Genomic DNA, 21,264 nt, shown 5'->3' with positions numbered 1-21,264 from the left:
CTTGTCGCGCCGTTCCCCGCGCCCCTTGCGGGGCGCCTTCGTGGATCCGGGCCGGAGACGTTCGCTCAGTGGTCATCGGGCGGATACCTCCGGGGCGGGGGTGGACGGGGTGGCCAGCAGGTCCCAGGCGAGGAGGCCCGCGCCGAGGCAGCCGGCCGTGTCCCCCAGGGCCGCGGGGACGATGGACGGCAGTTTCTGGAAGGTGACGCGCCGCTCGACCGCGGCGCGCAGTGGTGTGAACAAGGTTTCCCCCGCCTCGGCGAGACCGCCACCGATGATCAGGGTGCGCGGGTCCAGCAGGGTGAGCGCGGTGACCAGCCCGTCGGCGAGCGCGTCCACCGCCTCCTGCCAGACCGCCCGCGCCCGGGTGTCCCCGGCGTCGACGGCCTTCGCGCAGTCCGCCGCGTCCGCGTCCGGGTCGCCGGTCGCCGCGGCCCATGCCTCGCTGACCGCGGCCGCGGACGCGAACCGCTCCAGACAGCCGCGCTGCCCACACGGGCAGGGGGCGCCCCCGGGGCGTACGACGATGTGACCGATCTCGCCCGCGAAGCCGTGCGCGCCCGCCTCCACCCGGCCGTCGATACCGATCGCACCCGCGATGCCCGTGCCCAGCGGTACGAAGAGGAAGCGGTCCGTGCCGCGACCGGCGCCGATCCGGCCCTCGGCGAGGCCACCGGTGCGTACGTCGTGGCCGAGGGCGACCGGCACCCCGTGCAGCCGTCCGCTGAGCAGGTCCCGCAGGGGTACGTCGCGCCAGCCGAGGTTGGCGGCGTAGACGGCGATGCCGCGGTCGGCGTCCACGATGCCGGGGACGGCGACACCGGCGGCCGCCGCGGGGCCGCCGAAGTGGCTCTCCCCGTACGCGCGGAGGTCGGCCGCGAAGGCGAGGATCGACTCGACGACGGCGTCCGGGCCGCGCTCCCGGCCCGTCGTGCGGCGGGCCTCGTGCAGCAGCTCGCCGTCCGCCCCCACGAGGGCGGCCTTCATCCCGGTGCCGCCCACATCCAGGGCGATGACGTGTCTCACACGCACAGTGTCGCCCCTTACCCCGTGAGAGGTCTAGTCCACTTACGTGGTGTAGACCTTAGAGCGAAAATTGCTAATCGAAAGATGCGATCGCACCAGCGAATCCGCGGGCACGCGGACGCGCGGGCGCGAGAGCAGGCTCGACAGGGTTGAGGACGGCAGCAGTGCAGCGGCGAGTGACAGGTCTGATCGCGGTGGTGTCCGCACTGGGTGTGACGGCGGCCCTCGGAGGCTGCGGCAGCTCCACCGGGTCCGGGAGCGTCACGCTGAGACTGGTGGCGGCGGACTACGGCGACTCCCAGGCGAACAGCTCGCAGAAGTACTGGGACAAGCTGACCGATGCGTACGAGGCGGAGCACCCGGACGTCGACGTCGAGGTGAGTGTCCACTCCTGGAACGACGTGGACGCCAAGGTCAAGAACATGGTCGCCGACGGCGATCCGCCCGACCTGGCCCAGATCGGCGCGTACGCAGACTACGCCGACGCCGGGCAGCTCTACCGGGCCGACGACGTGCTCTCCATAGACACCCAGTCCGACTTCGTGACACGGCTGTCCGCCGCCGGGGAGATCAACCGGACGCAGTACGGGATGCCCTTCGCCTCCTCCACGCGGCTGCTCTTCTACAACAAGAAGCTCTTCGCCGACGCCGGCCTCACTCCGCCGAAGAGCTGGAGCGAGCTCGCGTCCGCCGCCGCGGCCCTCAAGGCGGAGGGCGTGAAGTACCCGTACGCGCTGCCTCTCGGGCCGGAGGAGGCACAGGCCGAGACCATGATGTGGCTGCTCAGCGGTGACGGTGGGTACACCGACACGGTCGGCTCCTACGCGCTCGACTCGCAGCAGAACGTGGACACCTTCACCTGGCTCAAGGACAAGCTCGTCGGCAAGGGCCTCACCGGGCCGGTCGCGCCCGGGGAGCTCAACCGCGCGCAAGCCTTCGCGGCGTTCACGCGCGGCGAGGTCGGCATGCTGAACGGCCACCCCACGCTGATGAAGGCCGCCGCGGCGAAGGGTGTGAAGTTCGGCATGGTGCCGATGCCCGGCGCCGCCGGGCGGTCCAAGTCCACGATGGGTGTCGCCGACTGGATGATGGCGTTCAAGAAGAACGGGCACCGGGAGCAGATCGGGGACTTCCTTGACTACGTGTACAGCGAGAAGAACGTGCTGGAGTTCTCGCACGAGTACGACCTGCTGCCGGTGACGACCTCGGCGTCCGAGGCGATGGCGGCGGACGCCGGTGACGCGGATCTCGTCGGCTTCCTCGACGAGTTGCCGAACGCCGAGCTGTATCCCGTGGGGCAGACGTCGTGGGCCGGGGTCAGCGCGGACATCAAGCGGGAGATCGGGGCGGCGGTGGGGGACCGGGGGAGTCCGGCGCAGGTGCTTGGGCGGTTGCAGCGGGGGGCTGTGACTGCCCAGAACGCGTCTTAGCTCCGCTGGTTGGCGGGGGTGGGGTGGCTGGGGGTTTGTGGGGTGGGTGCGGGGTCGGTGGGGGCTGGTCGCGCAGTTCCCCGCGCCCCTAGAAGATTGCGCCGTTCCCCGTGCCCCTAAAGGACTGCGCCGTTCCCCGCGCCCCTGAAAAACTGCGCCGTTCCGCGCGTCCCTGGGAGGCGAAAGCTGCGGTGTTGCCCGCGCCCCTGAAGAATGCGCCGTTTCCCGTGCCCCTTGCGGGGTGCGTCGGTGTCTGTGTGTCTGAGGGGCGGGGGCTTTGTCGTTGGTGGGGGTTAGGTTGGGGGGATGGGTGATGTGGGGCTCAGTGCGTTGGAGCGGGGTGTGCTTGCTCTGGAGGGGCGGGGGTGGGGGGCTCCCGGGGCCAAGGAGCGGGCCATCCGGGAGGAGCTGGGGCTCGCCCCGGTCCGGTACTACCAGTTGCTGAACGCCCTGCTGGACACGGAGCGGGCGCTGGCCCACGACCCCGTGACGGTCAACCGGCTGCGGCGGGTCCGGGAGGTACGCAGGACCGAGCGGGAGGCGTAAGTCCCCACCTCGGCGGATAGGGTCGAAGCATGGCCAGTCATCCCGACCCATCGTCGCTTCCGAACCCCCTGACCACGGCGGGCCGAGACGGTCTCGACGCCATCCTCGCGCGGCCCGACAAGGCCGTCCTCGCCTTCGACTTCGACGGCACGCTCGCCCCGATCGTCCCGGATCCCGAACAGGCCCGCGCCCACCCGGACGCCGTGCCCGCGCTGGCGGCGCTGGCCCCGGCGGTGGCGTCGGTGGCCGTCGTCACCGGCAGGCCGGCGGGCGTCGCCGTGCGGTACGGCGGCTTCGCCGGAGTCCCGGGCCTCGACCACCTCGTCGTGCTCGGCCACTACGGGGCGGAGCGCTGGGACGCCGTCACCGGCACCGTCCGGGCCCCCGCCCCGCACCCCGGCGTAGCGGCCGCCCGCGCCGAACTGCCCGGCTTCCTCGACGGCATCGGCGCCTGGCAGGGCAGCTGGATCGAGGAGAAGGGCCGGGCCGTCGCGGTCCACACCCGGCGCGCCCAGGACCCCCAGGCCGCCTTCGAGGCACTGCGCGAGCCGCTCGCCCTGCTCGCGCAGCGGCACGGCCTGATCGTCGAACCGGGGAGGATGGTGCTGGAGTTGCGCCCGCCCGGCATGGACAAGGGCGTGGCCCTCGGCGAGTACGTACGTGAGGTGGGCGCCGAGTCGGTCATGTACTGCGGCGACGACCTCGGCGACCTCCCCGCCTTCGCCGCCGTGGAGAAGCTGCGCTCCGACGGCGTCCCGGGCCTGCTGGTCTGCAGCGGCAGCACGGAGGTCACCGAACTCACGGACCGCGCGGACCTGGTGGTGGCGGGCCCCGAGGGAGTGACCCAGTTCCTCACGACCCTGGCCGCCCACCTGGCGCCCCGCTAGGGGCGCGCCCCGTAAGGGGCGCGGGGAACCGCGCGACCAGCCCCCACCGGGCCGGCACCCGACGAACAACCCCGCGCCCCCGTTCCACCGTTCCGCTACGCGGAGCGCAGCGCGTCCAGCTGGTCCAGGAACCACCGCGCCGGAGGCAGCGCGGTGGCGGCCGCGGCCAGTCGCTTGGTCCTCTCCGCCCGCTCGCCCGGCGGCACCGTCAGGGCTTCGTGCAGCGCCTCCGCCGTGCCGACGACGTCGTACGGGTTGACCACGACCGCGTCCTCGCCCAGCTCCTCGTACGCCCCCGCCTCCCGCGACAGCACCAGCACACATCCGTCGTCCGACACGACCGGGACCTCCTTCGCGACGAGGTTCATGCCGTCGCGGATCGGGTTCACGAGCGCCACGTCGGCCAGCCGGTACGCCGCGAGGGAGCGCGCGAAGTCGTCCTTCACGTGCAGCACGACCGGCGTCCAGCCGGGCGTTCCGTACCGGGAGTTGATCTCGTCGGCGACCCGCTGCACCTCGGCCGTGTAGTCGCAGTAGACCGCCAGGTCCTGGCGCGAGGGGTAGGCGAACGCCACGTGCACGACCCGCTCGCGCCACTCGGGCCGGTCCTCCAGCAACTGCCGGTAGGAGAGGAGTCCGCGGACGATGTTCTTGGACAGCTCGGTCCGGTCCACCCGCACGACCGTCCTGCGGGCGGTGCCGTCGGGCGCGGTGCCGATCTGCTCCCGCAGCGCGGCCATCCGCTCGTCGACGTCCGGCCGGTGCGCGCGCTCGCGCAGGAAGTCGGCGTCCGCGCCGAGGCCGTGCACGCCGATCCGGGTGTCCGCCAGGGCGTCGGGGCCGAGGACGGTCTCGCAGCAGGCGGTGAACGCGTCCGCCCACCGCTGGGTCAGGAACGCGGCCCGGTCGGCGCCGAGGATCCCGTCGAGGACCTTCGCCGCGATGTCGTCCGGGAGCAGCCGGAAGTAGTCCACCGGGGCCCACGGCGTGTGCGAGAAGTGGCTGATCCGCAGGTCGGGGCGGAGTTCGCGGAGCATCCGCGGCACGAGCGTCAGGTGGTAGTCCTGGACGAGGACCGCGGCGCCGTCCGCCGCCTCCTCGGCCAGTGCCTCGGCGAAGGCGTGGTTGTACGTCTCGTAGGCCGCCCACTGGCGCCGGAACTCCGCGTCGAAGACGGGCTCCAGGGGGGTCTGGTAGAGCATGTGGTGGACGAACCACAGGGCGGAGTTCGCGATGCCGTTGTAGGCGGCCGCGTGGGTGTCCGCGTCGATGTCGAGCATCCGGACGCCGTCCTCGCCGACGCCGCGCCGTACGGCTTCGCGGTCGCCGTCGCCTAGGGCCGAGCAGACCCAGAGGGCGCCGGCGTCGGGGCCGATGGCGGAGAGCCCCGATACGAGACCGCCGCCGCCGCGCTTGGCCGTGAGCTCTCCGGACTCGTCCTTCGTGTACGAGACCGGGCCGCGGTTGGACGCGACGAGGACGGGGTGGGTGCCGTGCGTGGAAGCCATGACTCGAAATCTAGCCGCAGGGCTATCCGCTCAAACGTTCCACTCGCCGTGGGTGGGGGTGCCTGCCGGCCGGTGGGGGTTGATCGCGCCGTTACCCGCGCCCCCAAAAGACTGCGCAGTTCCCCGCGCCCCTGAAAACCTGCGCCGTTCCCCGCGCCCCTCAAAGACTGCGCCGTTCCCCGCGCCCCTTGAAGGTTGCGCGGTGGTGGGGGTCAGGCTGCATGGCGGGTGTGGTATTCCGTTATGTCCGTCATCGGGGGGCGTTCCTCCATGTCCACCGAGTGTGTGCGCGGTTCGAAGCCGTGTGGGCCGCGTTCGAACTGGGTCAGCTCGGGTCGGATCATGTGCCCGCGGGCGAGCCGCACCTGCGCCGTGCGGTAGATCGCCGCGGACATCCGCCCGAGCGCCTGCCCGTCCTGGTGGCGGTGCCTGCGGACGCCGACGTCGACCTGCGCGAGAGCGTCCAGGCCGACCAGGTGCAGCGCGTCGACCAGCATGCCCAGCTCCACCCCGTACCCGACGGGGAACGGAAGCCGCTCCAGGAGCGAGCGGCGCGCCGCGTACTCCCCGCCCAGCGGCTGGACGAAGCCCGCCAGCCGCGGCCAGTGCATGTTGAGCAGCGGGCGCGCCATCAGTTCCGTGACCCGGCCGCCCTGCCCCGCGGCAGAGCCCAGCGGGCGGTCGTACATCGCCTTCACCAGGTGCACGCCGGGATCGGTGAGCAGCGGTCCGACGATCCCGGAGACGAAGTCCGCCGAGAACTCCTTCAGGTCCGCGTCGACGAAGGCCACGATGTCCCCGCGGGTGACGAGCAGCGAACGCCACAGCACCTCGCCCTTGCCGGGCACGGCCGGGATGCGCGGCAGTATCCGGTCCCGGTGCACGACACGGGCCCCCGCGGCGGCGGCGACCTCGGAGGTACGGTCCGTCGACCCCGAGTCGATCACCACCACCTCGTCGACCAGCGGCACCCTGGCGCTCATCAGCTCACGGCGGATCACGGTGACGATCTCGCCGACGGTCTCCTCCTCGTCGAGCGCGGGCAGTACGACACTCACCGTCGAGCCGGTGGCCCGCTTCGCGGCGAGGATCTTCTTGAGCGGACGGTCCTCGACGGACCAGGAGCGCGTGCTCAGCCAGCGCTCGACGTCTTCCAGCACGTGCGGCTCTCCCTTGCGTTCATCGGGATGCGGGGGTCCGCCGAGACGGAGGACCGGTGTGACGGTCATCTCGCGGTTCGGACGGCTCTCTCCACCATCCAGCCCTTCGGTTACAGTCTTGAGCAACGCTGATGACCATCGCATGTCGGGGGTCGTTGCGTGGACAACCAAAAGCACGGCGACACAGCACGCGAAACACCACAATCGAATACCGCTCATCCAGAGGGGCAGAGGGATACGGCCCGTTGAAGCCCCGGCAACCCTCCAGCCGGTCTCGTCCTGATCATCGTCGATCAGCGCAGCGAGGCTCCCGGCTAGGGAAGGTGCCAAATCCGTCTCACGGCGAAGTGCGCCGTGAGGAAGATGAGGAGAAAGGGCCTCGCCTCCATGGCTGCGCAGACTGTTGCAAGTACCACGAATGCAAGCACCACGAACCCCACCCCCGCTGCGAACTCCGTCGACCTCGGCCCGGCCGCCGCGCTGTCCTGCCGTGAGTGCGGCCACCGCGTCCCGCTCGGTCCGGTCTTCGCCTGCGAGGAGTGTTTCGGCCCGCTGGAGATCGCGTACGACTTCTCGGACTACGACACCGAGGAACTCCGCAAGCGCATCGAGGCGGGCCCCGCGAACATCTGGCGCTACGCGCCGCTGCTGCCCGTCCCCGCGGACGTCGCCGGCAAGCCCAACATCAACCCCGGCTGGACCAAGCTCGTCCAGGCCGACAACCTGGCCCGCGAGCTGGGCGTCGACGCCGGCAAGCTCTTCGTCAAGGACGACTCCGGCAACCCGACGCACTCCTTCAAGGACCGTGTCGTCGCCCAGGCGCTGGAGGCCGCGCGCGCGTTCGGCTTCACCACGCTCTCCTGCTCCTCCACCGGCAACCTCGCGGGCGCGGTCGGTGCCGCCGCCGCGCGGGCCGGCTTCCGCTCGTGCGTGTTCATCCCGCACGACCTGGAGCAGGGCAAGGTCGTCATGGCCGCGGTCTACGGCGGCGAGCTCGTCGGCATCGAGGGCAACTACGACGACGTGAACCGCTTCTGCTCCGAGCTGATCGGCGACCCGGCCGGCGAGGGCTGGGGCTTCGTCAACGTCAACCTGCGGCCGTACTACGCGGAGGGGTCCAAGACCCTGGCGTACGAGATCTGCGAACAGCTCGGCTGGCGGCTGCCGGACCAGCTGGTCGTGCCGATCGCCTCCGGCTCCCAGCTCACGAAGATCGACAAGGGGCTGAAGGAGCTGATCGAGCTCGGCCTCGTCGAGGACAAGCCGTACCGGATCTTCGGCGCCCAGGCCGAGGGCTGCTCGCCGGTGTCCGTCGCCTTCAAGGCCGGGCACGACGTCGTACGGCCGCAGAAGCCGGACACGATCGCCAAGTCGCTGGCGATCGGCAACCCGGCGGACGGTCCTTACGTGCTCGACATCGCCCGCCGGACGGGCGGGGCCGTGGAGGACGTGGACGACGAGCAGATCGTCGACGCGATCAAGCTGCTGGCGCGGACCGAGGGGATCTTCGCGGAGACCGCCGGCGGGGTGACCGTGGGGGTCGCCAAGAAGCTGATCGAGAGCGGGCTGCTCGATCCCAGCCTGACGACCGTCGTCCTCAACACGGGGGACGGGCTGAAGACTCTGGACGCGGTGGCCTCCGACACGGGACTCACCGCGACCATCCGCCCGAACCTCGACTCCTTCCACGAGGCCGGGCTCGGTTCCTGACCGTCGTCCGACACCTGCGGGCCGGCTGGCCGGCCGCGCAGTTCCCCGCGCCCCTATCGGGCGCTCCGCACCCGACCGGAGGTCCCCATGAGTGTCAACGTCCGCATCCCGACCATTCTGCGTACCTACACCGGCGGCAAGGCCGAGGTGGATGCCGAGGGGGCGACCCTCGGCGACGTCATCGCCGATCTGGAGAAGAACCACACCGGTATCGCGGCCCGTGTCCTGGACGACCAGGGCAAGCTGCGGCGGTTCGTCAACGTGTACGTGAACGACGACGACGTCCGGTTCGAGCAGGGGCTCGAGACCGCGACGCCGGACGGCGCCGGGGTCTCGATCATCCCGGCGGTCGCCGGCGGCTGAGCGGGCCCCCGGCCGCGCCTCCCGGCCACCGGGGCCGAAACCGGTCCGGCGGCCGGAATTACCCTCGGTAATTCCCGACACGCAGAGTTCATCGAATTGCCCCCTCCGTGAGAGAAGCGGAGGGGGCAATTCTGTATGGTTGAGCGCGGTACAGTTGGGGAAGCTGCTGCACTCCGTCGGTCCGGCGCATATGAGATCGCGCCCGGAGCCCGACCAGAAGCAGCCAAAGTGCCCGGCCTTTTTGAGCCGTTTATGGCATTCGTGGGGCCCGAGTTGCCCTGAATCTTCGTGAATCCTTCACATATCGCCGATCGGCCGCGCCCAGAATTCTCGTCGGATTGACCTGTTGCAGACGGCAGTTGGACAGATACATTCAGCCGCGGTCGACGCGTTCCGGCGCACACCCCCAACCGTTGGGGGGTGAGGTCTGACCCGGATCCGCGAAGTGCGGGTCTGTGCAAGGGCCAGTAATAGGGGAGTTAGGCATGGCTCAGGGCACCGTCAAGTGGTTCAACGCGGAGAAGGGGTACGGCTTCATCGCGGTCGACGGTGGTGCGGATGTTTTCGTCCACTACAGCGCGATTCAGATGGACGGCTACCGCACCCTGGAAGAGGGTCAGCGGGTCGATTTTGAGATCTCGCAGGGCCAGAAGGGGCCGCAGGCGGACATGGTCCGTCTGGCGACCGGCTGAAGCACGCGCCGACTTACTGCAGCGACGTTCTTCTTCCGAAGGGCTCGCACCTCACGGGGTGCGAGCCCTTCGGCATGCCGCGGCGCGGGAGGCGGGGCGCAGGACCTGCGGGACGCGAGGCGCGGGGTCGCCGGGTGCCCTGGGTGGCCGGGTGCCCGGGTGTCGCACCCGTTCTCACCTGGGGATCATCGAGAGGCGCTTGCACTCTCATGGGTCGAGTGCTAATCATTGCGTTAGCACTCTGAAGGTGAGAGTGACAACGAGGACCGGGTCGGTGAGGCCCGCAGGCCGGGTGGGGCAAGGAACCACGAGGTCGGCAGGCCGTCCGTCGCGGGCGCAGGCGCGGTCCTGGAGATTCCACCCCAGTCCGGGAGGACCACTTCACATGGCCAAGATCATCGCGTTCGACGAGGAGGCACGGCGCGGTCTCGAGCGCGGGATGAACCAGCTCGCCGACGCCGTCAAGGTCACCCTTGGTCCCAAGGGTCGCAACGTCGTCCTCGAGAAGAAGTGGGGCGCCCCCACGATCACCAACGATGGTGTTTCCATCGCCAAGGAGATCGAGCTCGAGGACCCGTACGAGAAGATCGGCGCCGAGCTGGTCAAGGAAGTCGCCAAGAAGACGGACGACGTCGCGGGCGACGGAACGACCACGGCGACCGTTCTCGCCCAGGCGCTGGTCCGCGAGGGCCTGCGCAACGTAGCCGCCGGCGCCAACCCGATGGCTCTCAAGCGCGGTATCGAGAAGGCCGTCGAGGCCGTCTCCGGTGCCCTCCTTGAGCAGGCCAAGGATGTCGAGACCAAGGAGCAGATCGCTTCGACGGCCTCCATCTCCGCCGCCGACACCCAGATCGGCGAGCTCATCGCCGAGGCGATGGACAAGGTCGGCAAGGAAGGCGTCATCACCGTCGAGGAGTCCCAGACCTTCGGTCTGGAGCTGGAACTCACCGAGGGTATGCGCTTCGACAAGGGCTACATCTCGGCGTACTTCGCCACCGACATGGAGCGTATGGAGGCCGTCCTCGACGACCCGTACATCCTGATCGCCAACTCGAAGATCGCCAACGTCAAGGACCTGCTCCCGCTCCTCGAGAAGGTCATGCAGGGCGGCAAGCCGCTGCTGATCATCGCCGAGGACGTCGAGGGCGAGGCGCTGTCGACGCTGGTCGTCAACAAGATCCGTGGCACCTTCAAGTCCGTCGCCGTCAAGGCTCCGGGCTTCGGTGACCGCCGCAAGGCCATGCTCGGCGACATCGCCATCCTCACGGGCGGCGAGGTCATCTCCGAGGAGGTCGGCCTCAAGCTGGAGAACGCGGGTCTGGACCTGCTGGGCCGTGCCCGCAAGGTCGTCATCACCAAGGACGAGACCACGATCGTCGACGGCTCGGGCTCGGCGGACCAGGTTGCCGGTCGCGTCAACCAGATCCGTGCCGAGATCGAGAACTCCGACTCGGACTACGACCGCGAGAAGCTCCAGGAGCGTCTGGCGAAGCTGGCCGGCGGCGTGGCCGTCATCAAGGCCGGTGCCGCCACCGAGGTCGAGCTCAAGGAGCGCAAGCACCGCATCGAGGACGCCGTTCGCAACGCGAAGGCGGCCGTCGAGGAGGGCATCGTCGCCGGTGGTGGCGTGGCTCTGCTCCAGGCTTCCTCGGTGTTCGAGAAGCTCGAGCTCACGGGTGACGAGGCGACCGGCGCCAACGCCGTGAAGCTCGCCCTGGAGGCCCCGCTCAAGCAGATCGCCGTCAACGGTGGTCTCGAGGGTGGCGTCATCGTCGAGAAGGTCCGCAACCTGCCCGTCGGCCACGGCCTGAACGCCGCGACCGGTGAGTACGTGGACATGATCGCCGAAGGCATCATCGACCCGGCGAAGGTCACGCGCTCTGCCCTGCAGAACGCCGCCTCCATCGCCGCGCTGTTCCTCACCACCGAGGCCGTCATCGCCGACAAGCCGGAGAAGGCCGCAGCCGGCGCCGGCGCCGGTGGCGGTATGCCGGGCGGTGACATGGACTTCTGAGCCCCGGCTCGGTAGTTCATAACCCGTAGTACGTGCAGGAGGGCGGTACCCCGTTCCAGGGGTGCCGCCCTTCGGCGTGTCCGGGGTCACTGCGGTGTGCGGCGGGTCGGCGGAATGCGTCGGGCGCCGGGGCGGTTGTTGCCGGGTGGGGTCCATGCGTATGCACATACCCAATGGGATGCGCGTACGGGCACATGGCTCCGCCGACCGACCGCTTCACCGGCTGGACCGCTTCACCGACCGAACACTCCACCCCACGAGGAGCCTCTACGTGACTGTCGACACCTCCGTCTCCGCTTCCGCCTCCCGCGCGGCCGAACTCCTCTCCCGGCCCGTCGACCTCAACGGACTGACCGTGCCGAACCGCATCGTCATGGCGCCGATGACCCGGGCGTTCTCGCCGGGCGGCATCCCGGGGGACGACGTGGTCTCGTACTACGCGCGCCGCGCCGCCGCCGGGGTCGGTCTGATCGTCACCGAGGGCACCTACGTGGGCCACGAGTCCGCCGGGCAGAGCGACCGGATCCCGCGCTTCCACGGGGAGGAGCAGCTCGCCGGGTGGGCGAAGGTCGCCGAGGCGGTGCACGCGGCGGGCGGGACGATCGTGCCGCAGCTCTGGCACATCGGCATGGTCCGCTCCGCGGGTGAGCCGCCGTTCGCCGACGCGCCCGCGGTCGGTCCGTCCGGGCTGCGCCTCGACGGCACCGCGGGCCAGGGCAAGGAGATGACCCAGGCCGACCTGGACGACGTCGTCCGGGCCTTCGCCGAGGCCGCGGCCGCCGCCGAGCGCATCGGCTTCGACGGGGTCGAACTGCACGGCGCGCACGGCTACCTGCTCGACCAGTTCCTGTGGGCTGGCACGAACCGGCGTACGGACGCGTACGGCGGTGACCTCGTGGCCCGTACGAAGTTCGCGGCGGAGATCGTGGCCGCGGTGCGGGCAGCCGTCTCGCCGGCCTTCCCCGTCATCTTCCGCTACTCGCAGTGGAAGCAGGACGTCTACAAGGCGCGCCTGGCGGAGACCCCGGCGGAGCTGGAGGCCCTGCTGGCGCCTCTCGCCTCGGCCGGCGTGGACGCCTTCCACGCGTCGACGCGCCGCTACTGGCTGCCGGAGTTCGACGGCTCCGGCCTGAACCTGGCCGGCTGGACGAAGAAGCTCACCGGGAAGCCCGTCATCACGGTCGGGTCGGTCGGCCTCGACGGCGACTTCCTGAAGGGTTTCCGCGGTGAGGGCGCCCCGGTCAAGGGCATCGACGACCTGCTCGACCGCCTGGAGAACGAGGAGTTCGACCTGATCGCCGTCGGCCGCGCGCTGCTCCAGGACCCGCAGTGGGCGACGAAGGTCCTGGCGGGACGGTTCGACGAACTGGCCCCCTTCAATGCGGAGTCGCTGCGCTCGCTGAGCTGAAGCTGATTGCGGGGCCGGTGGGGGTCCCGTGCGGGGCCGGTGGTTATGGGGCGGTGGGGTCCGGTGCGGGTTCGGTGGGTGGGTGCGGGACGGTGGGGGCTGGCCGCGCAGTTCCCCGCGCCCCTGTCGGGCAGGGCCTAGAGGTTGCCCATTGGTTCGATGTCGGTCTTCACCGGGGTGCCCCAGATGCGCAGCACCTCGTAGTCCGTGAACTCGTGGACCAGGCGGTAGGCCATGCTCGGGCGCGGGCCGCGGCGCTGCGCGGCGAGATACAGCTCGGCCTCCTGCTTGTCACGGCGGGGCGTGCCGCAGAGCTGCCAGGTCTGGCCGGTCCACATCTCGGGGAGCCAGCGCTGCTGAGGTGTGGGGCGGTCGCCGCGGACGCCGTAGCGGGACGTCGTACGCTCCCCGCTGCCGTCCGGGGCGGACGGACGGCCCTGCGGGAAGGAGTCCTGGAACGAGTCGTTCACCTTCGAGCGGCGGGCGAGACGGCGGCGGGTCTCACAGAGCAGGCACAGGTCGGTGGCGTCCTTGTCGACCGGCCCCGTGGGGTGCTCCGCGCAGCGGGTGGTGGGGGCCGCCGTGGTGACGGTCTCCTCCAGGAGGTCGAGGGCGCGCTTCAGGTCGGCCTTCACCTCGTGGAGCTTGGCGTCCGGCGTCTCGGGGGACAGGGCGTCTCCGTGCTCCCCGAGCACGCGGAGGGCTCTGCCCAGAGCGGTCAATTGCGCGTGGTTCACGGTTTCGGCGTCCCTTCCCTTTGACTGCCCCAGCCTCGCACGTCCCTCTGACAGTGTGCGGGGCGCGCTGGTCAGCCGTGCGTCGCCGCCAGGGCTGTGCGCAGGTGGCCGTTGGCCTGTTTGAGGAGATGGGCGGCTGCACGGGCGTCCACGCCGCCGAGGATGGTGAGGATCGCGTTCTTCACCTCGCCGTCCGTCGCGGACAGGGCCGTCTCGATCTCCTCGTCGGAGGCGCCCGTGGCGAGCGCGACGATGCGGCGGGAGCGGGCCCGCAGTTTCTCGTTCGAGGCGCGTACGTCGACCATCAGGTTCCCGTAGGTCTTGCCCAGGCGGATCATCGTGATCGTCGACAGCATGTTGAGGACGAGCTTCTGCGCGGTGCCCGCCTTGAGGCGGGTCGAGCCCGTGAGCAGTTCGGGGCCCACCACGACCTCGATGCCGTGGTCCGCCGCGGCCGCCAGCGCGCTGCCCGCGTTGCAGGACAGACCGACGGTGAGGGCGCCCAGCGCCCGGGCGTGTTCGACGGCCCCGATCGCGTACGGGGTGCGACCGGAGGCGGAGACGCCGACGACCACGTCGTCCGCCGTCAGGTCCAGCGCGGACAGGTCCTCGACGGCCAGTTCGGCGGAGTCCTCCGCGCCCTCGACGGAGGTCGTCATCGCGGGCGGACCGCCCGCGATCAGTCCGACGACCTCGGCCGGATCCGTGTTGAACGTCGGCGGGCACTCCGACGCGTCCAGCACGCCGAGCCGTCCGGCGGTGCCGGCGCCCGCGTAGACGAGCCGCCCGCCCTTCGCCATCCGCTCGGCGATGGCGTCGATGGCGGCGGCGATGCTCGGCAGCTGCGCGGCGACCGCGGTGGGCACCGTGGCGTCCTCGCCGTTCATGAGCCGGGCGATGTCCAGCGTGGGCAGCCGGTCGATGTCCGCGTGCTCGGGACGGAACGCCTCGGTGGTCAGGCCCTCCAACTCGGCCCGCACGTCACGGTGGCCTGAGGACGAGGAGGACGAGGTAGGGGCGGAGGGCGACGTGTGCGCGGGGGCGTCGGCGGCGTCGGCGCTTGAGGTCATGTACGGCGGCTCTTTCTCGTACGGAGCGTCCGGGGCGGAGGCGTGTGCCTGCTCGGGTTCTTGGGCTCTTGGGTTCTGGGCTTCTCGGGGGCGGGAGGTACGAGGGCGGGAGTTCTCAGGGCGCGGGGGACCGGCGTGACCGGTCCCACCGGTCCGCGGCCGAACCGCTACCGCGGAGTGCTCCGGTGGCGGTGGGCCAGTGCCTCGTACGACGCCGACAGCGCCGGCGCCGCCGTCTCGTACGTCCGTTGCGCGACCCCGATGAACAGGCAGTCCACCACCAGCAGTTGACTCGTCCGTGACGACATCGCCGCCGGCCGCAGCTCGCTCTCCCGGGCCGTGGAGGTGGTGAGGATGTGATCCGCGTACTGCGTCACGGGCCCGTCCGGGCGTCCCGTGATCGCGATCGTCGTCGCCCCGTGCTCGAACGCGACCCGCAACGGCTCGATGACGTCCCCCGTCGACCCGGAGTGCGTGATCGAGATCGCCACGTCCTTGGCCTGCAACTGCACGGCGTTGGTCACGGCGAGGTGGGGGTCGTTGTGGGCGTGCGCTATCAGCCCTATGCGCAGCAGCTTCTGGGTGAGGTCCTGGGCGACCAGCCCGGACGCGCCGACGCCGTACACGTCGATACGGCGGGCCGCCGCGAGCGCGCCCACCGCCGTGCCGAGCTGGACCGTGTCCAGGGCGGCGGCCGTGTCGGCGAGCGTCTGCTGTTCGTCGTACGCCAGCTTGGCGACGACGTCCGCGATCGGGTCGTCGACCGCGATGTCGGCGGTCACGGCGGGGGCGCGGCCCGACTGCTGCTGGGCGGCGAGGCCGGCCAGGGCGAGGCGGAGGTCCCGGTAGCCGGGGTAGCCGAGGAGGCGGGCCGTGCGGACGACTGTCGCCTCGCTGGTGCCGGTCAGCTCCGCGAGGCCGGTGACCGTGAGGGCCGCGCAGCCGGCGGGGTCGTTGGCCACGGCCTCGGCGACGCGCTGCATGGAGCGGGTCATCGAGGGGGCGAGGGTGCGGACCTTTGCGGCGAGGGCTGCGGGGGCCGGCGGGGTTTCGCCCGCGAAAATTTCCTTCACTTCGTGGGTCACGTCTTGAAAGATATTTTCGGGTGGGGGGAGGGTCAAGGGGGTTGGGGGGTGGGGTGGGGGTGCGGGTTGGTGGGGGCTGGTCGCGCCGTTCCCCGCGCCCCTCAAAGATTGCGCCGTTCCCCGCGCCCCTAGAAGCCTGCGTCGTTCCCCGCGCCCCCAGGAGGCTGCGTCGTTCCTCGCGCCCCCGGAAGCCTGCGTCGTTCCTCGCGCCCCTGAAGGATTGCGCTGTTCCCCGCGCCCCCCAGGAGGCTGCGTCGTTCCTCGCGCCCCCGGAAGCCTGCGCCGTTCCTCGCGACCCTTAAAGATTGCGCAGTTCCCCGCGCCCCCCAGGAGGCTGCGTCGTTCCCCGCGCCCCCGGAAGCCTGCGCTGTTCCTCGCGACCCTTAGAGAGTGCGCAGTTCCCCGCGCCCCTTTGAAGACTGCGCCGTTTGCCGTGGGGCTGGGAGGATGTGGGCTTTCTGGGGGTGGGTTGGGGTGGCGCACAATGGGGGTATGGCGTCTTTTGGTTCTTCTGCTTCTTCGCCTCCTCCTGTCAGTGTGCTGGAGCAGGCGCTTCATGCCGCGCGGGCGCTGGTGATCGCTGATCTCGTCGCGGGGGCGGTGGCCGAGGCCGATGTCGTCTCCATGGTCGAGGAGTCCGTCGTACAGCGGCGATGGTGGGTGGAGCAGTGGCCCGAGGGTGTCGAGTACGTGGCGGGGCTGGTCGCGCAGGACGTGCAGGACGCGCTGCTGGAGAAGTACGGGCGCTGGCCGCTGTGTCCCGTCTGCGGTGACGGCGAGCCGCACGCCCTCGACGTGGCACCGGAGTTGGGGCCCGACCCGCACTGGGTGTGCCACAAGGCCGGCGTGAGCGTCGCCCCGGTGGGTGCGCTCGACGCGGCCATGGGCGGGTCCGGCGGATGACCGTCTACATCGATCCGCCCGACTGGCCCGGGCACGGCCGCATGTGGTCCCACCTGGTGAGTGACGTGTCGTACGACGAGCTTCATGAGTTCGCCCGTCGCCTGGGCGCCCCGGCCCGTGCCTTCGAGCGCGATCACTACGACATCCCCTCGCACCGCTACGAGGACGCCGTGCGGGCCGGCGCCGTGCGGGTGCGCAGCCGCGAGGTCGTACGCATCCTGCACGCGGCCGGGCTGCGCAGGCCCAAGGGACGGCCGGGCTCAGCCGCGTAGCTCGTACGCGTACTGCTCGCCGTCGTCGCCCGCCGTGCCCACCCGGGTGAAGCCCACGCGGGAGATCACGCCCTGGGACGGGGCGTTGGCGCGGTCCACCGTCGCGAACAGGTACGTGAGGTCCTCGCGCGCCAGGGCCCAGGCCGACAGGGCACGCAGGGCCTCGGTCGCGTAACCGTTGCCGCGGGCCGACTCCGCCAGGTCGTAGCCCACCTCGGCGCGGCCCTCCTCGTTCGGGGCGCCGTGGAAGCCCATGCCCCCGACCGCCCGCCCGTCCTCGCGCCGGACCAGGACGAACATGCCCCACTCGGGGTGGTGCACCCCGGCCTCGTACGCCTTGACGACCATGCCCGCCGCGTCCCGGGTGCCCTGGAACGGGCCGCCCGCGATCCACTCGAAGCCCCCGGTGCCACCCGCGCGCAGGTCGGCCGCCGCGGCGGGGGTGACGCCCTGGAGGGTGAGGCGTTCGGCCGGGACGACGAGGTTGTTGTTCCACTGCCAGCTGGTCAGGGGTGCGCGGCCGGGCAGTTCACCACGGCCGGTGGCCCACAGCAGGGTCCGCCAGTGGTCGGGGCCCGGTTCCGGGCGGACGTGCGGGAAGATCCGGGTCAGCACGTCGGCACAGAGCGCGGCAGGCGGCTCGTACGCGATGCCGAGGCCCTCGGCCACGTCGTGTGTGTGCACCAGTACCTCCGTGACGCCCATCGCGGCGAAGCCCTCGCGGTCGGCGCTGCGGAAGGGGTACGGGTGGTAGGCCCTGACCTCTCGCGGGGTGGTGCGCACGGCGGCCGCGAGCAGGGCGCCGGTCGCCTCGACGACCTGCAGGACGTCCTCGGGGCCCTCGCACTCGTCGAAGCTGATGTCGAACGGTACGTAGCGGTCGGTGGGGCGGCCCGCCAACTGGCCGGCGTACGAGACGAGGTCGGAGGCGATGTGCTCGGCGGTCCTGCGGCAACTCCACTCCAGGCGCCCCGCCCTGACGCCCCAGTCCCGGTCGGTCGCGCCCCGCAGGACTGCCACCGCACCCGAGACCGCCTCTTCCACCTGGTCCCCACCCATGGCTCGCATGCCGGTGAGGATAGATGATCAGTTCGTGGAACGGCCCATGGTTTTGTCCTCCGCCGTTCTGCCCGCCGCCGTTCTGTCCTCCGCTGTTCTGTCCTCCGCTGTTCTGTCCTCCGCTGTTCTGTCCTCCGCGGCGCGGGGCGGGGGCTTGGTCACGGTCACGGCTCCGGTGACCACCCGCGACGGCGACCCGCGCCGGTGCAGGCGCAGCGAGACCGCGGTCAGTACGCCCGCCCCGACGGTCAGGGCCGCTCCGGCCCAGGCCGGGGAGGCGAAACCGAGTCCCGCGTCGATGGTGGCGCCACCGATCCAGGGGCCGCCGGTGTTGCCGAGGTTGAAGGCGGCCGTGGTCGTGGCGGCGGCCAGGGTGGGGGCGGCGGCCGCGACGTCGAACAGCCGGGCGTTGAGGGCCGGGGCGGTGTAGAAGGCGGAGACGCCGAGGAGGAAGGCGAGGGCGGCTGCCGCGACGGCGTACTGCGCGAGCAGGGCGAGCGTCACGAGCAGGACCGTCGAGGCCGCGATACCGGAGAGCAGCACCCCGAAGAGGTGGGCGTCCGCGATCCGGCCGCCGATCGCCGTCCCGATGAGCGCGCCGATCCCGAACAGGGCGAGCACGGCGGGTACCCAGCCCTCGTCCAGCCCGGCCACGTCCGTGAGCAGCGGGGCGAGGTAGCTGAACGCGCAGAAGACACCGCCCGCGGAGAACGCGATCAGCGAGATGGTCAGCCAGACCTGCCGGTCGCGGTAGATCCCCAGCTCGTTCCTGAGGCGTGGCCTCTCGTCGGGCAGCGGGATACGGGGGATGAGCGTGGCCACCCCGGCGAGCGCGATCGCGGAGGCGCCGCCGACCGCCCAGAACGCCGAGCGCCAGCCCAGGCTCTCGCCGAGGAAGGCGCCCGCCGGGACACCGAGGACGTTCGCGATCGACAGACCGCCGATCATCACGGCGAGCGCGCGGGCGCGGGCGTTCACCGGGACCATGGCGACGGCGACGGCCGCGCCGACCGCCCAGAACCCGGCGCACGCGAGCGCGCTGACGACCCGGGACGCGAAGAGCACGGCGTAGTTCGGGGCGAGGGCGCCCGCGATCTGGCCGAGTCCGAAGACCGTGATGAGCGCGACGAGGGTGGTACGGCGGGGCAGCCGCAGCGTCGCCACGGCCAGCAGGGGCGCGCCGACGACCATGCCGACCGCGAAGGCGGATATCAGCAGGCCCGCACGCGGGATGGACACGTTCATGTCGTCCGCGACCGCCGGCAGCAGGCCGGAGAGCATGAACTCGCTGGTGCCCAGCGCGAAGACGGAGAGCCCGAGGATGTAGACGGCCAGGGGCATACGGACAGGGGTACGGATGCCGGTGCCGGTGTTGTCGCTGGTGTTCTTGCGCGTGGGGACGGGCATGTCGGGTGCCAACCTTGACGGGGGACATGCCATTCCATCCGGCGGGGTTCAGCTCGTCAACAGGGTCAGCTCGTCCGTCAGGTTGCGGCGGGCCGGGTCCTCCCACTCCTTCGTGCCGTACGGGGTGTGGAAGAGGCGGGGCAGGTCCAGGAGCTGACGGAGGATCGCGGCACGGCCCGCGCGGAAGGCGTCCGGGGGTACGAAGGCGTACTCCTCACGGACCGCCGCGGTGTAGGCGGTGTACGCGTCGGCGGGCGAGGCGAGGATCGCCAGATCGGCGTCGCACAGGACCTGCCCGTTCGGGTCGTCGTCGGCCGGCGCGTGGGTGACCGTCAGCCGGACGAGACGGGCGACCTCGGCCGTGGCGGCGGCGGAGAGGCCGGCCTCGGGGAGCGCGCGCTCGGCGAGCCGGGCCGAGCGCTCCTCGTTCTCGGAGCGGTCGGGAAGGTAGACGGCGTCGTGGAACCACGCGGCCAGCCGCACCAGATCCGGGTCGTCGGCGGCGTCCTCCAGCACGTCGACGTGGTCCAGCACGGCCGTGAGGTGGTCGAGGGTGTGGTAGCGGCGCCGGGGCTCGGACCAGCGGGCGAGGAGGTCGTCGGCGTAGGGGATGGGGTCGGGGGAGGCGCCTGGGGAGGAGGGGCTGGAGGTGTCCGTCCCACGGCTCCGGTGGAGCGCGTGGGACCAACGGGTGCGCAGGGCGTCGAGGTCGGCCATGCCGACCATTGTCCGCCTGCGGCCTGCGGCCTGCGGCCTGGCGGCCGGCTTCTGTCGTGCTTCGTCTCTTGGCTAGCGGTCGCGTCCGGCAGCCGAGGCGATGAAGGACGACCAGGCGGCGGCGCCGAACATCAGCACACCTCCGGCGGGGTTCTTGCTGTCGCGGACGGGGACGAGTCCGGGGAGGCCGGCGCAGACCTCCACACACTCGTTGGCCGTTCCGCCGCTGTGGCTGCTCCTACGCCAGGTCGCGGTCCTCAGATCGGGCACCGTACGCATGCTCGTACTCCTCGGCCGCCTGCTCGACGAGAGCCAGGGACGCGGCGGGCGACAAGGCCGCGGCCCCGAGCAGATCGTAGGTGAGCGTGCAGCGGGTGACCACCGCCGGATCGTCCAACAGGCGCCCGGTCTCGGCTCCTTGGACGTACGCGAGGGGCGGGGCGTCCTCGAAGGTCATCAGCTTGAAGAGGCCGTCAAGACCGGCGTGCGCGCCCTCCGAGAGGGGCAGCACCTGGGCGATGATGCGATGGCGGTGGACCAGTCCGGCGATGTGGCGGAGCTGCTCGGCCATGGCGTGCGGGCCGCCCACCGGACGTCGTACGACGACCTCGTCCAGGATCACCCAGTAGCGGGGTCTCGCCGGGTCGTCGAAGATGCGCGCGCGAGCCTGCCGGGACGCCATCCGTCCCTCGACGACGTCGTCCGCCACGACCGTGTCGTACGCCCGGATGACCGCCCGCGTGTACGCCTCGGTCTGGAGCAGCCCCGGAACCAGGTCCGGCGCCCAGTCCTTGATCGACCGGGCCAGGCCCTCGAACTCGACCACGTCCGCGAAGTGGTGCTCGTAGGGCGAGGTCATCGCCCCGGCCAGGTTGCGTACGAAGAACCCGTCCGTCTGCAGGATCTCGTCGGCCAGGTGCGCGTACTCCGGTTGCATACGGCGGATGCCGGCCTCCAGTTGGCCGACGAACGAGCCGCTGACGAACATGCGGGCGCCCAGGTCCTCCTGGGACAGGCCCGCCCCCTCGCGCTGGTGGCGCAGTTCCGCGCCGTACAGCTCGCGGGGGGACGGGGAAGGGTCGAGTCGCTTGGGCTGGGGCATGGCACAACTCCCTCTCGCGCGGCTGGCGTTGTCGGACGTCGCCAGGAACGAGGGTAGATGCGCACGGTGACGGAGCGTGCGCGAATGGTGATATCCGTTGATCTACGTCGTGGGGCGCGTAGGCTGACTATTGGACTAGACCTATAGCCGCCCATCTGTAGCCGCCCG

The 21,264-nt window shown here is 71.2% G+C and carries 21 protein-coding genes and 1 riboswitch; of the genes, 10 read left to right on the top strand and 11 right to left on the bottom strand.

Annotated features, from left to right (window positions below):
* Window positions 1-72: 72 nt before the first annotated feature.
* A complete protein-coding gene (locus tag ACFYXC_RS30335) occupies window positions 73-1,026 on the bottom strand; it encodes an ROK family protein (RefSeq protein WP_388913036.1) in 954 nt (317 codons plus the stop codon).
* A gap of 164 nt (window positions 1,027-1,190) precedes the next feature.
* Here ACFYXC_RS30335 and ACFYXC_RS30330 point away from each other — a divergent pair, with 164 nt between their 5' ends.
* The 3 genes from ACFYXC_RS30330 to otsB all read left to right on the top strand — a co-directional run bounded on the left by ACFYXC_RS30330 (window position 1,191) and on the right by otsB (window position 3,889).
* The gene (locus ACFYXC_RS30330) at window positions 1,191-2,456 is read left to right on the top strand and encodes an extracellular solute-binding protein (RefSeq protein WP_389555176.1); all 1,266 of its coding nucleotides are present in this window, start codon (window positions 1,191-1,193) and stop codon (window positions 2,454-2,456) included.
* 306 nt (window positions 2,457-2,762) lie between these two features.
* On the top strand, window positions 2,763-3,002 hold the full coding sequence (locus ACFYXC_RS30325) for a DUF3263 domain-containing protein (protein ID WP_388913040.1): 240 nt from the start codon (window positions 2,763-2,765) through the stop codon (window positions 3,000-3,002).
* Window positions 3,003-3,031: 29 nt separating this feature from the next.
* Window positions 3,032-3,889 carry a trehalose-phosphatase gene (gene otsB, locus ACFYXC_RS30320; protein ID WP_388913043.1) on the top strand — a complete coding sequence of 286 codons (858 nt, stop codon included), beginning with the start codon at window positions 3,032-3,034 and terminating at the stop codon, window positions 3,887-3,889.
* Window positions 3,890-3,984: 95 nt separating this feature from the next.
* On the opposite strand, the gene ACFYXC_RS30315 is transcribed toward otsB, so the two are convergent.
* A complete protein-coding gene (locus tag ACFYXC_RS30315) occupies window positions 3,985-5,397 on the bottom strand; it encodes a trehalose-6-phosphate synthase (RefSeq protein ID WP_389555174.1) in 1,413 nt (470 codons plus the stop codon).
* 212 nt (window positions 5,398-5,609) lie between these two features.
* Window positions 5,610-6,557 (bottom strand): glucosyl-3-phosphoglycerate synthase, encoded by a 948-nt coding sequence (locus tag ACFYXC_RS30310; RefSeq protein WP_389555173.1) that lies wholly within the window; start codon window positions 6,555-6,557, stop codon window positions 5,610-5,612.
* Between the two features lie 212 nt (window positions 6,558-6,769).
* Window positions 6,770-6,927: riboswitch (SAM riboswitch) on the top strand.
* Window positions 6,928-6,944: 17 nt separating this feature from the next.
* Between ACFYXC_RS30310 and thrC the strand changes: the two genes are divergently transcribed.
* The 5 genes from thrC (at window position 6,945) to ACFYXC_RS30285 (ending at window position 12,744) form a co-directional block, all read left to right on the top strand.
* Complete coding sequence (thrC, locus tag ACFYXC_RS30305) at window positions 6,945-8,267, top strand: threonine synthase (protein ID WP_389555172.1); 1,323 nt, start codon at window positions 6,945-6,947, stop codon at window positions 8,265-8,267.
* 87 nt (window positions 8,268-8,354) lie between these two features.
* Entirely contained in the window at window positions 8,355-8,630 is a 276-nt protein-coding gene (locus tag ACFYXC_RS30300; protein ID WP_388913055.1) for a ubiquitin-like small modifier protein 1, read from the top strand.
* A gap of 485 nt (window positions 8,631-9,115) precedes the next feature.
* Window positions 9,116-9,322: a cold-shock protein gene (locus ACFYXC_RS30295; RefSeq protein ID WP_007493268.1), complete on the top strand. Its 207-nt coding sequence runs from the start codon at window positions 9,116-9,118 to the stop codon at window positions 9,320-9,322.
* A 385-nt stretch (window positions 9,323-9,707) separates the two neighbouring features.
* A complete protein-coding gene (groL, locus tag ACFYXC_RS30290) occupies window positions 9,708-11,336 on the top strand; it encodes a chaperonin GroEL (protein ID WP_388913058.1) in 1,629 nt (542 codons plus the stop codon).
* Window positions 11,337-11,607: 271 nt separating this feature from the next.
* Window positions 11,608-12,744 (top strand): NADH:flavin oxidoreductase, encoded by a 1,137-nt coding sequence (locus ACFYXC_RS30285; RefSeq protein ID WP_388913061.1) that lies wholly within the window; start codon window positions 11,608-11,610, stop codon window positions 12,742-12,744.
* Window positions 12,745-12,881: 137 nt separating this feature from the next.
* On the opposite strand, the gene ACFYXC_RS30280 is transcribed toward ACFYXC_RS30285, so the two are convergent.
* The 3 genes from ACFYXC_RS30280 to ACFYXC_RS30270 form a co-directional block, all read right to left on the bottom strand.
* On the bottom strand, window positions 12,882-13,481 hold the full coding sequence (locus tag ACFYXC_RS30280) for a hypothetical protein (protein WP_389555169.1): 600 nt from the start codon (window positions 13,479-13,481) through the stop codon (window positions 12,882-12,884).
* 71 nt (window positions 13,482-13,552) lie between these two features.
* A complete protein-coding gene (gene murQ, locus ACFYXC_RS30275) occupies window positions 13,553-14,551 on the bottom strand; it encodes an N-acetylmuramic acid 6-phosphate etherase (RefSeq protein WP_389555168.1) in 999 nt (332 codons plus the stop codon).
* Between the two features lie 167 nt (window positions 14,552-14,718).
* Window positions 14,719-15,636 carry a MurR/RpiR family transcriptional regulator gene (locus ACFYXC_RS30270; RefSeq protein ID WP_389555167.1) on the bottom strand — a complete coding sequence of 306 codons (918 nt, stop codon included), beginning with the start codon at window positions 15,634-15,636 and terminating at the stop codon, window positions 14,719-14,721.
* A gap of 492 nt (window positions 15,637-16,128) precedes the next feature.
* Between ACFYXC_RS30270 and ACFYXC_RS30265 the strand changes: the two genes are divergently transcribed.
* Entirely contained in the window at window positions 16,129-16,539 is a 411-nt protein-coding gene (locus ACFYXC_RS30265; RefSeq protein ID WP_388913073.1) for a hypothetical protein, read from the top strand.
* Window positions 16,536-16,811, top strand: coding sequence for a DUF4031 domain-containing protein (locus ACFYXC_RS30260; RefSeq protein ID WP_388913076.1), 276 nt, complete (start codon window positions 16,536-16,538; stop codon window positions 16,809-16,811). The genes ACFYXC_RS30265 and ACFYXC_RS30260 overlap by 4 nt, the downstream gene beginning before the upstream one ends.
* On the opposite strand, the gene ACFYXC_RS30255 is transcribed toward ACFYXC_RS30260, so the two are convergent.
* From ACFYXC_RS30255 to ACFYXC_RS30235, 5 genes are all read right to left on the bottom strand, one after another.
* On the bottom strand, window positions 16,800-17,879 hold the full coding sequence (locus ACFYXC_RS30255; RefSeq protein WP_389555165.1) for a GNAT family N-acetyltransferase: 1,080 nt from the start codon (window positions 17,877-17,879) through the stop codon (window positions 16,800-16,802). The two genes, ACFYXC_RS30260 and ACFYXC_RS30255, sit on opposite strands and share 12 nt — an antisense overlap.
* 18 nt (window positions 17,880-17,897) lie before the next feature.
* On the bottom strand, window positions 17,898-19,211 hold the full coding sequence (locus ACFYXC_RS30250; protein WP_389555275.1) for a Cmx/CmrA family chloramphenicol efflux MFS transporter: 1,314 nt from the start codon (window positions 19,209-19,211) through the stop codon (window positions 17,898-17,900).
* 114 nt (window positions 19,212-19,325) lie between these two features.
* Window positions 19,326-19,994: a hypothetical protein gene (locus ACFYXC_RS30245; protein WP_389555164.1), complete on the bottom strand. Its 669-nt coding sequence runs from the start codon at window positions 19,992-19,994 to the stop codon at window positions 19,326-19,328.
* Between the two features lie 72 nt (window positions 19,995-20,066).
* Entirely contained in the window at window positions 20,067-20,273 is a 207-nt protein-coding gene (locus ACFYXC_RS30240; RefSeq protein WP_389555162.1) for a DUF397 domain-containing protein, read from the bottom strand.
* Window positions 20,233-21,096 carry a helix-turn-helix domain-containing protein gene (locus ACFYXC_RS30235; protein WP_389555160.1) on the bottom strand — a complete coding sequence of 288 codons (864 nt, stop codon included), beginning with the start codon at window positions 21,094-21,096 and terminating at the stop codon, window positions 20,233-20,235. Before ACFYXC_RS30235 ends, ACFYXC_RS30240 begins: the two co-directional genes overlap by 41 nt.
* Window positions 21,097-21,264: the final 168 nt, after the last annotated feature.

Origin of the sequence: Streptomyces sp. NPDC002701, assembly GCF_042889045.1 — a bacterium.
GTDB lineage: Bacteria > Actinomycetota > Actinomycetes > Streptomycetales > Streptomycetaceae > Streptomyces.
The sequence above is the reverse complement of the archived record's forward strand: the minus strand, read 5'-3'. Positions and strand labels throughout refer to the sequence as shown.

Excerpts from the sequence above, each read along its gene's own strand:
- ACFYXC_RS30315 (WP_389555174.1), bottom strand. The coding sequence starts at position 5,397 with ATGGCTTCCACGCACGGCACCCACCCCGTCCTCGTCGCGTCCAACCGC.
- groL (WP_388913058.1), top strand. The coding sequence starts at position 9,708 with ATGGCCAAGATCATCGCGTTCGACGAGGAGGCACGGCGCGGTCTCGAG.
- ACFYXC_RS30240 (WP_389555162.1), bottom strand. The coding sequence starts at position 20,273 with ATGCGTACGGTGCCCGATCTGAGGACCGCGACCTGGCGTAGGAGCAGC.
- ACFYXC_RS30250 (WP_389555275.1), bottom strand. The coding sequence starts at position 19,211 with ATGCCCCTGGCCGTCTACATCCTCGGGCTCTCCGTCTTCGCGCTGGGC.
- thrC (WP_389555172.1), top strand. The coding sequence starts at position 6,945 with ATGGCTGCGCAGACTGTTGCAAGTACCACGAATGCAAGCACCACGAAC.
- ACFYXC_RS30255 (WP_389555165.1), bottom strand. The coding sequence starts at position 17,879 with ATGCGAGCCATGGGTGGGGACCAGGTGGAAGAGGCGGTCTCGGGTGCG.
- otsB (WP_388913043.1), top strand. The coding sequence starts at position 3,032 with ATGGCCAGTCATCCCGACCCATCGTCGCTTCCGAACCCCCTGACCACG.
- ACFYXC_RS30260 (WP_388913076.1), top strand. The coding sequence starts at position 16,536 with ATGACCGTCTACATCGATCCGCCCGACTGGCCCGGGCACGGCCGCATG.
- ACFYXC_RS30265 (WP_388913073.1), top strand. The coding sequence starts at position 16,129 with ATGGCGTCTTTTGGTTCTTCTGCTTCTTCGCCTCCTCCTGTCAGTGTG.
- ACFYXC_RS30325 (WP_388913040.1), top strand. The coding sequence starts at position 2,763 with ATGGGTGATGTGGGGCTCAGTGCGTTGGAGCGGGGTGTGCTTGCTCTG.
- ACFYXC_RS30300 (WP_388913055.1), top strand. The coding sequence starts at position 8,355 with ATGAGTGTCAACGTCCGCATCCCGACCATTCTGCGTACCTACACCGGC.
- ACFYXC_RS30235 (WP_389555160.1), bottom strand. The coding sequence starts at position 21,096 with ATGCCCCAGCCCAAGCGACTCGACCCTTCCCCGTCCCCCCGCGAGCTG.
- ACFYXC_RS30295 (WP_007493268.1), top strand. The coding sequence starts at position 9,116 with ATGGCTCAGGGCACCGTCAAGTGGTTCAACGCGGAGAAGGGGTACGGC.
- murQ (WP_389555168.1), bottom strand. The coding sequence starts at position 14,551 with ATGACCTCAAGCGCCGACGCCGCCGACGCCCCCGCGCACACGTCGCCC.
- ACFYXC_RS30245 (WP_389555164.1), bottom strand. The coding sequence starts at position 19,994 with ATGGCCGACCTCGACGCCCTGCGCACCCGTTGGTCCCACGCGCTCCAC.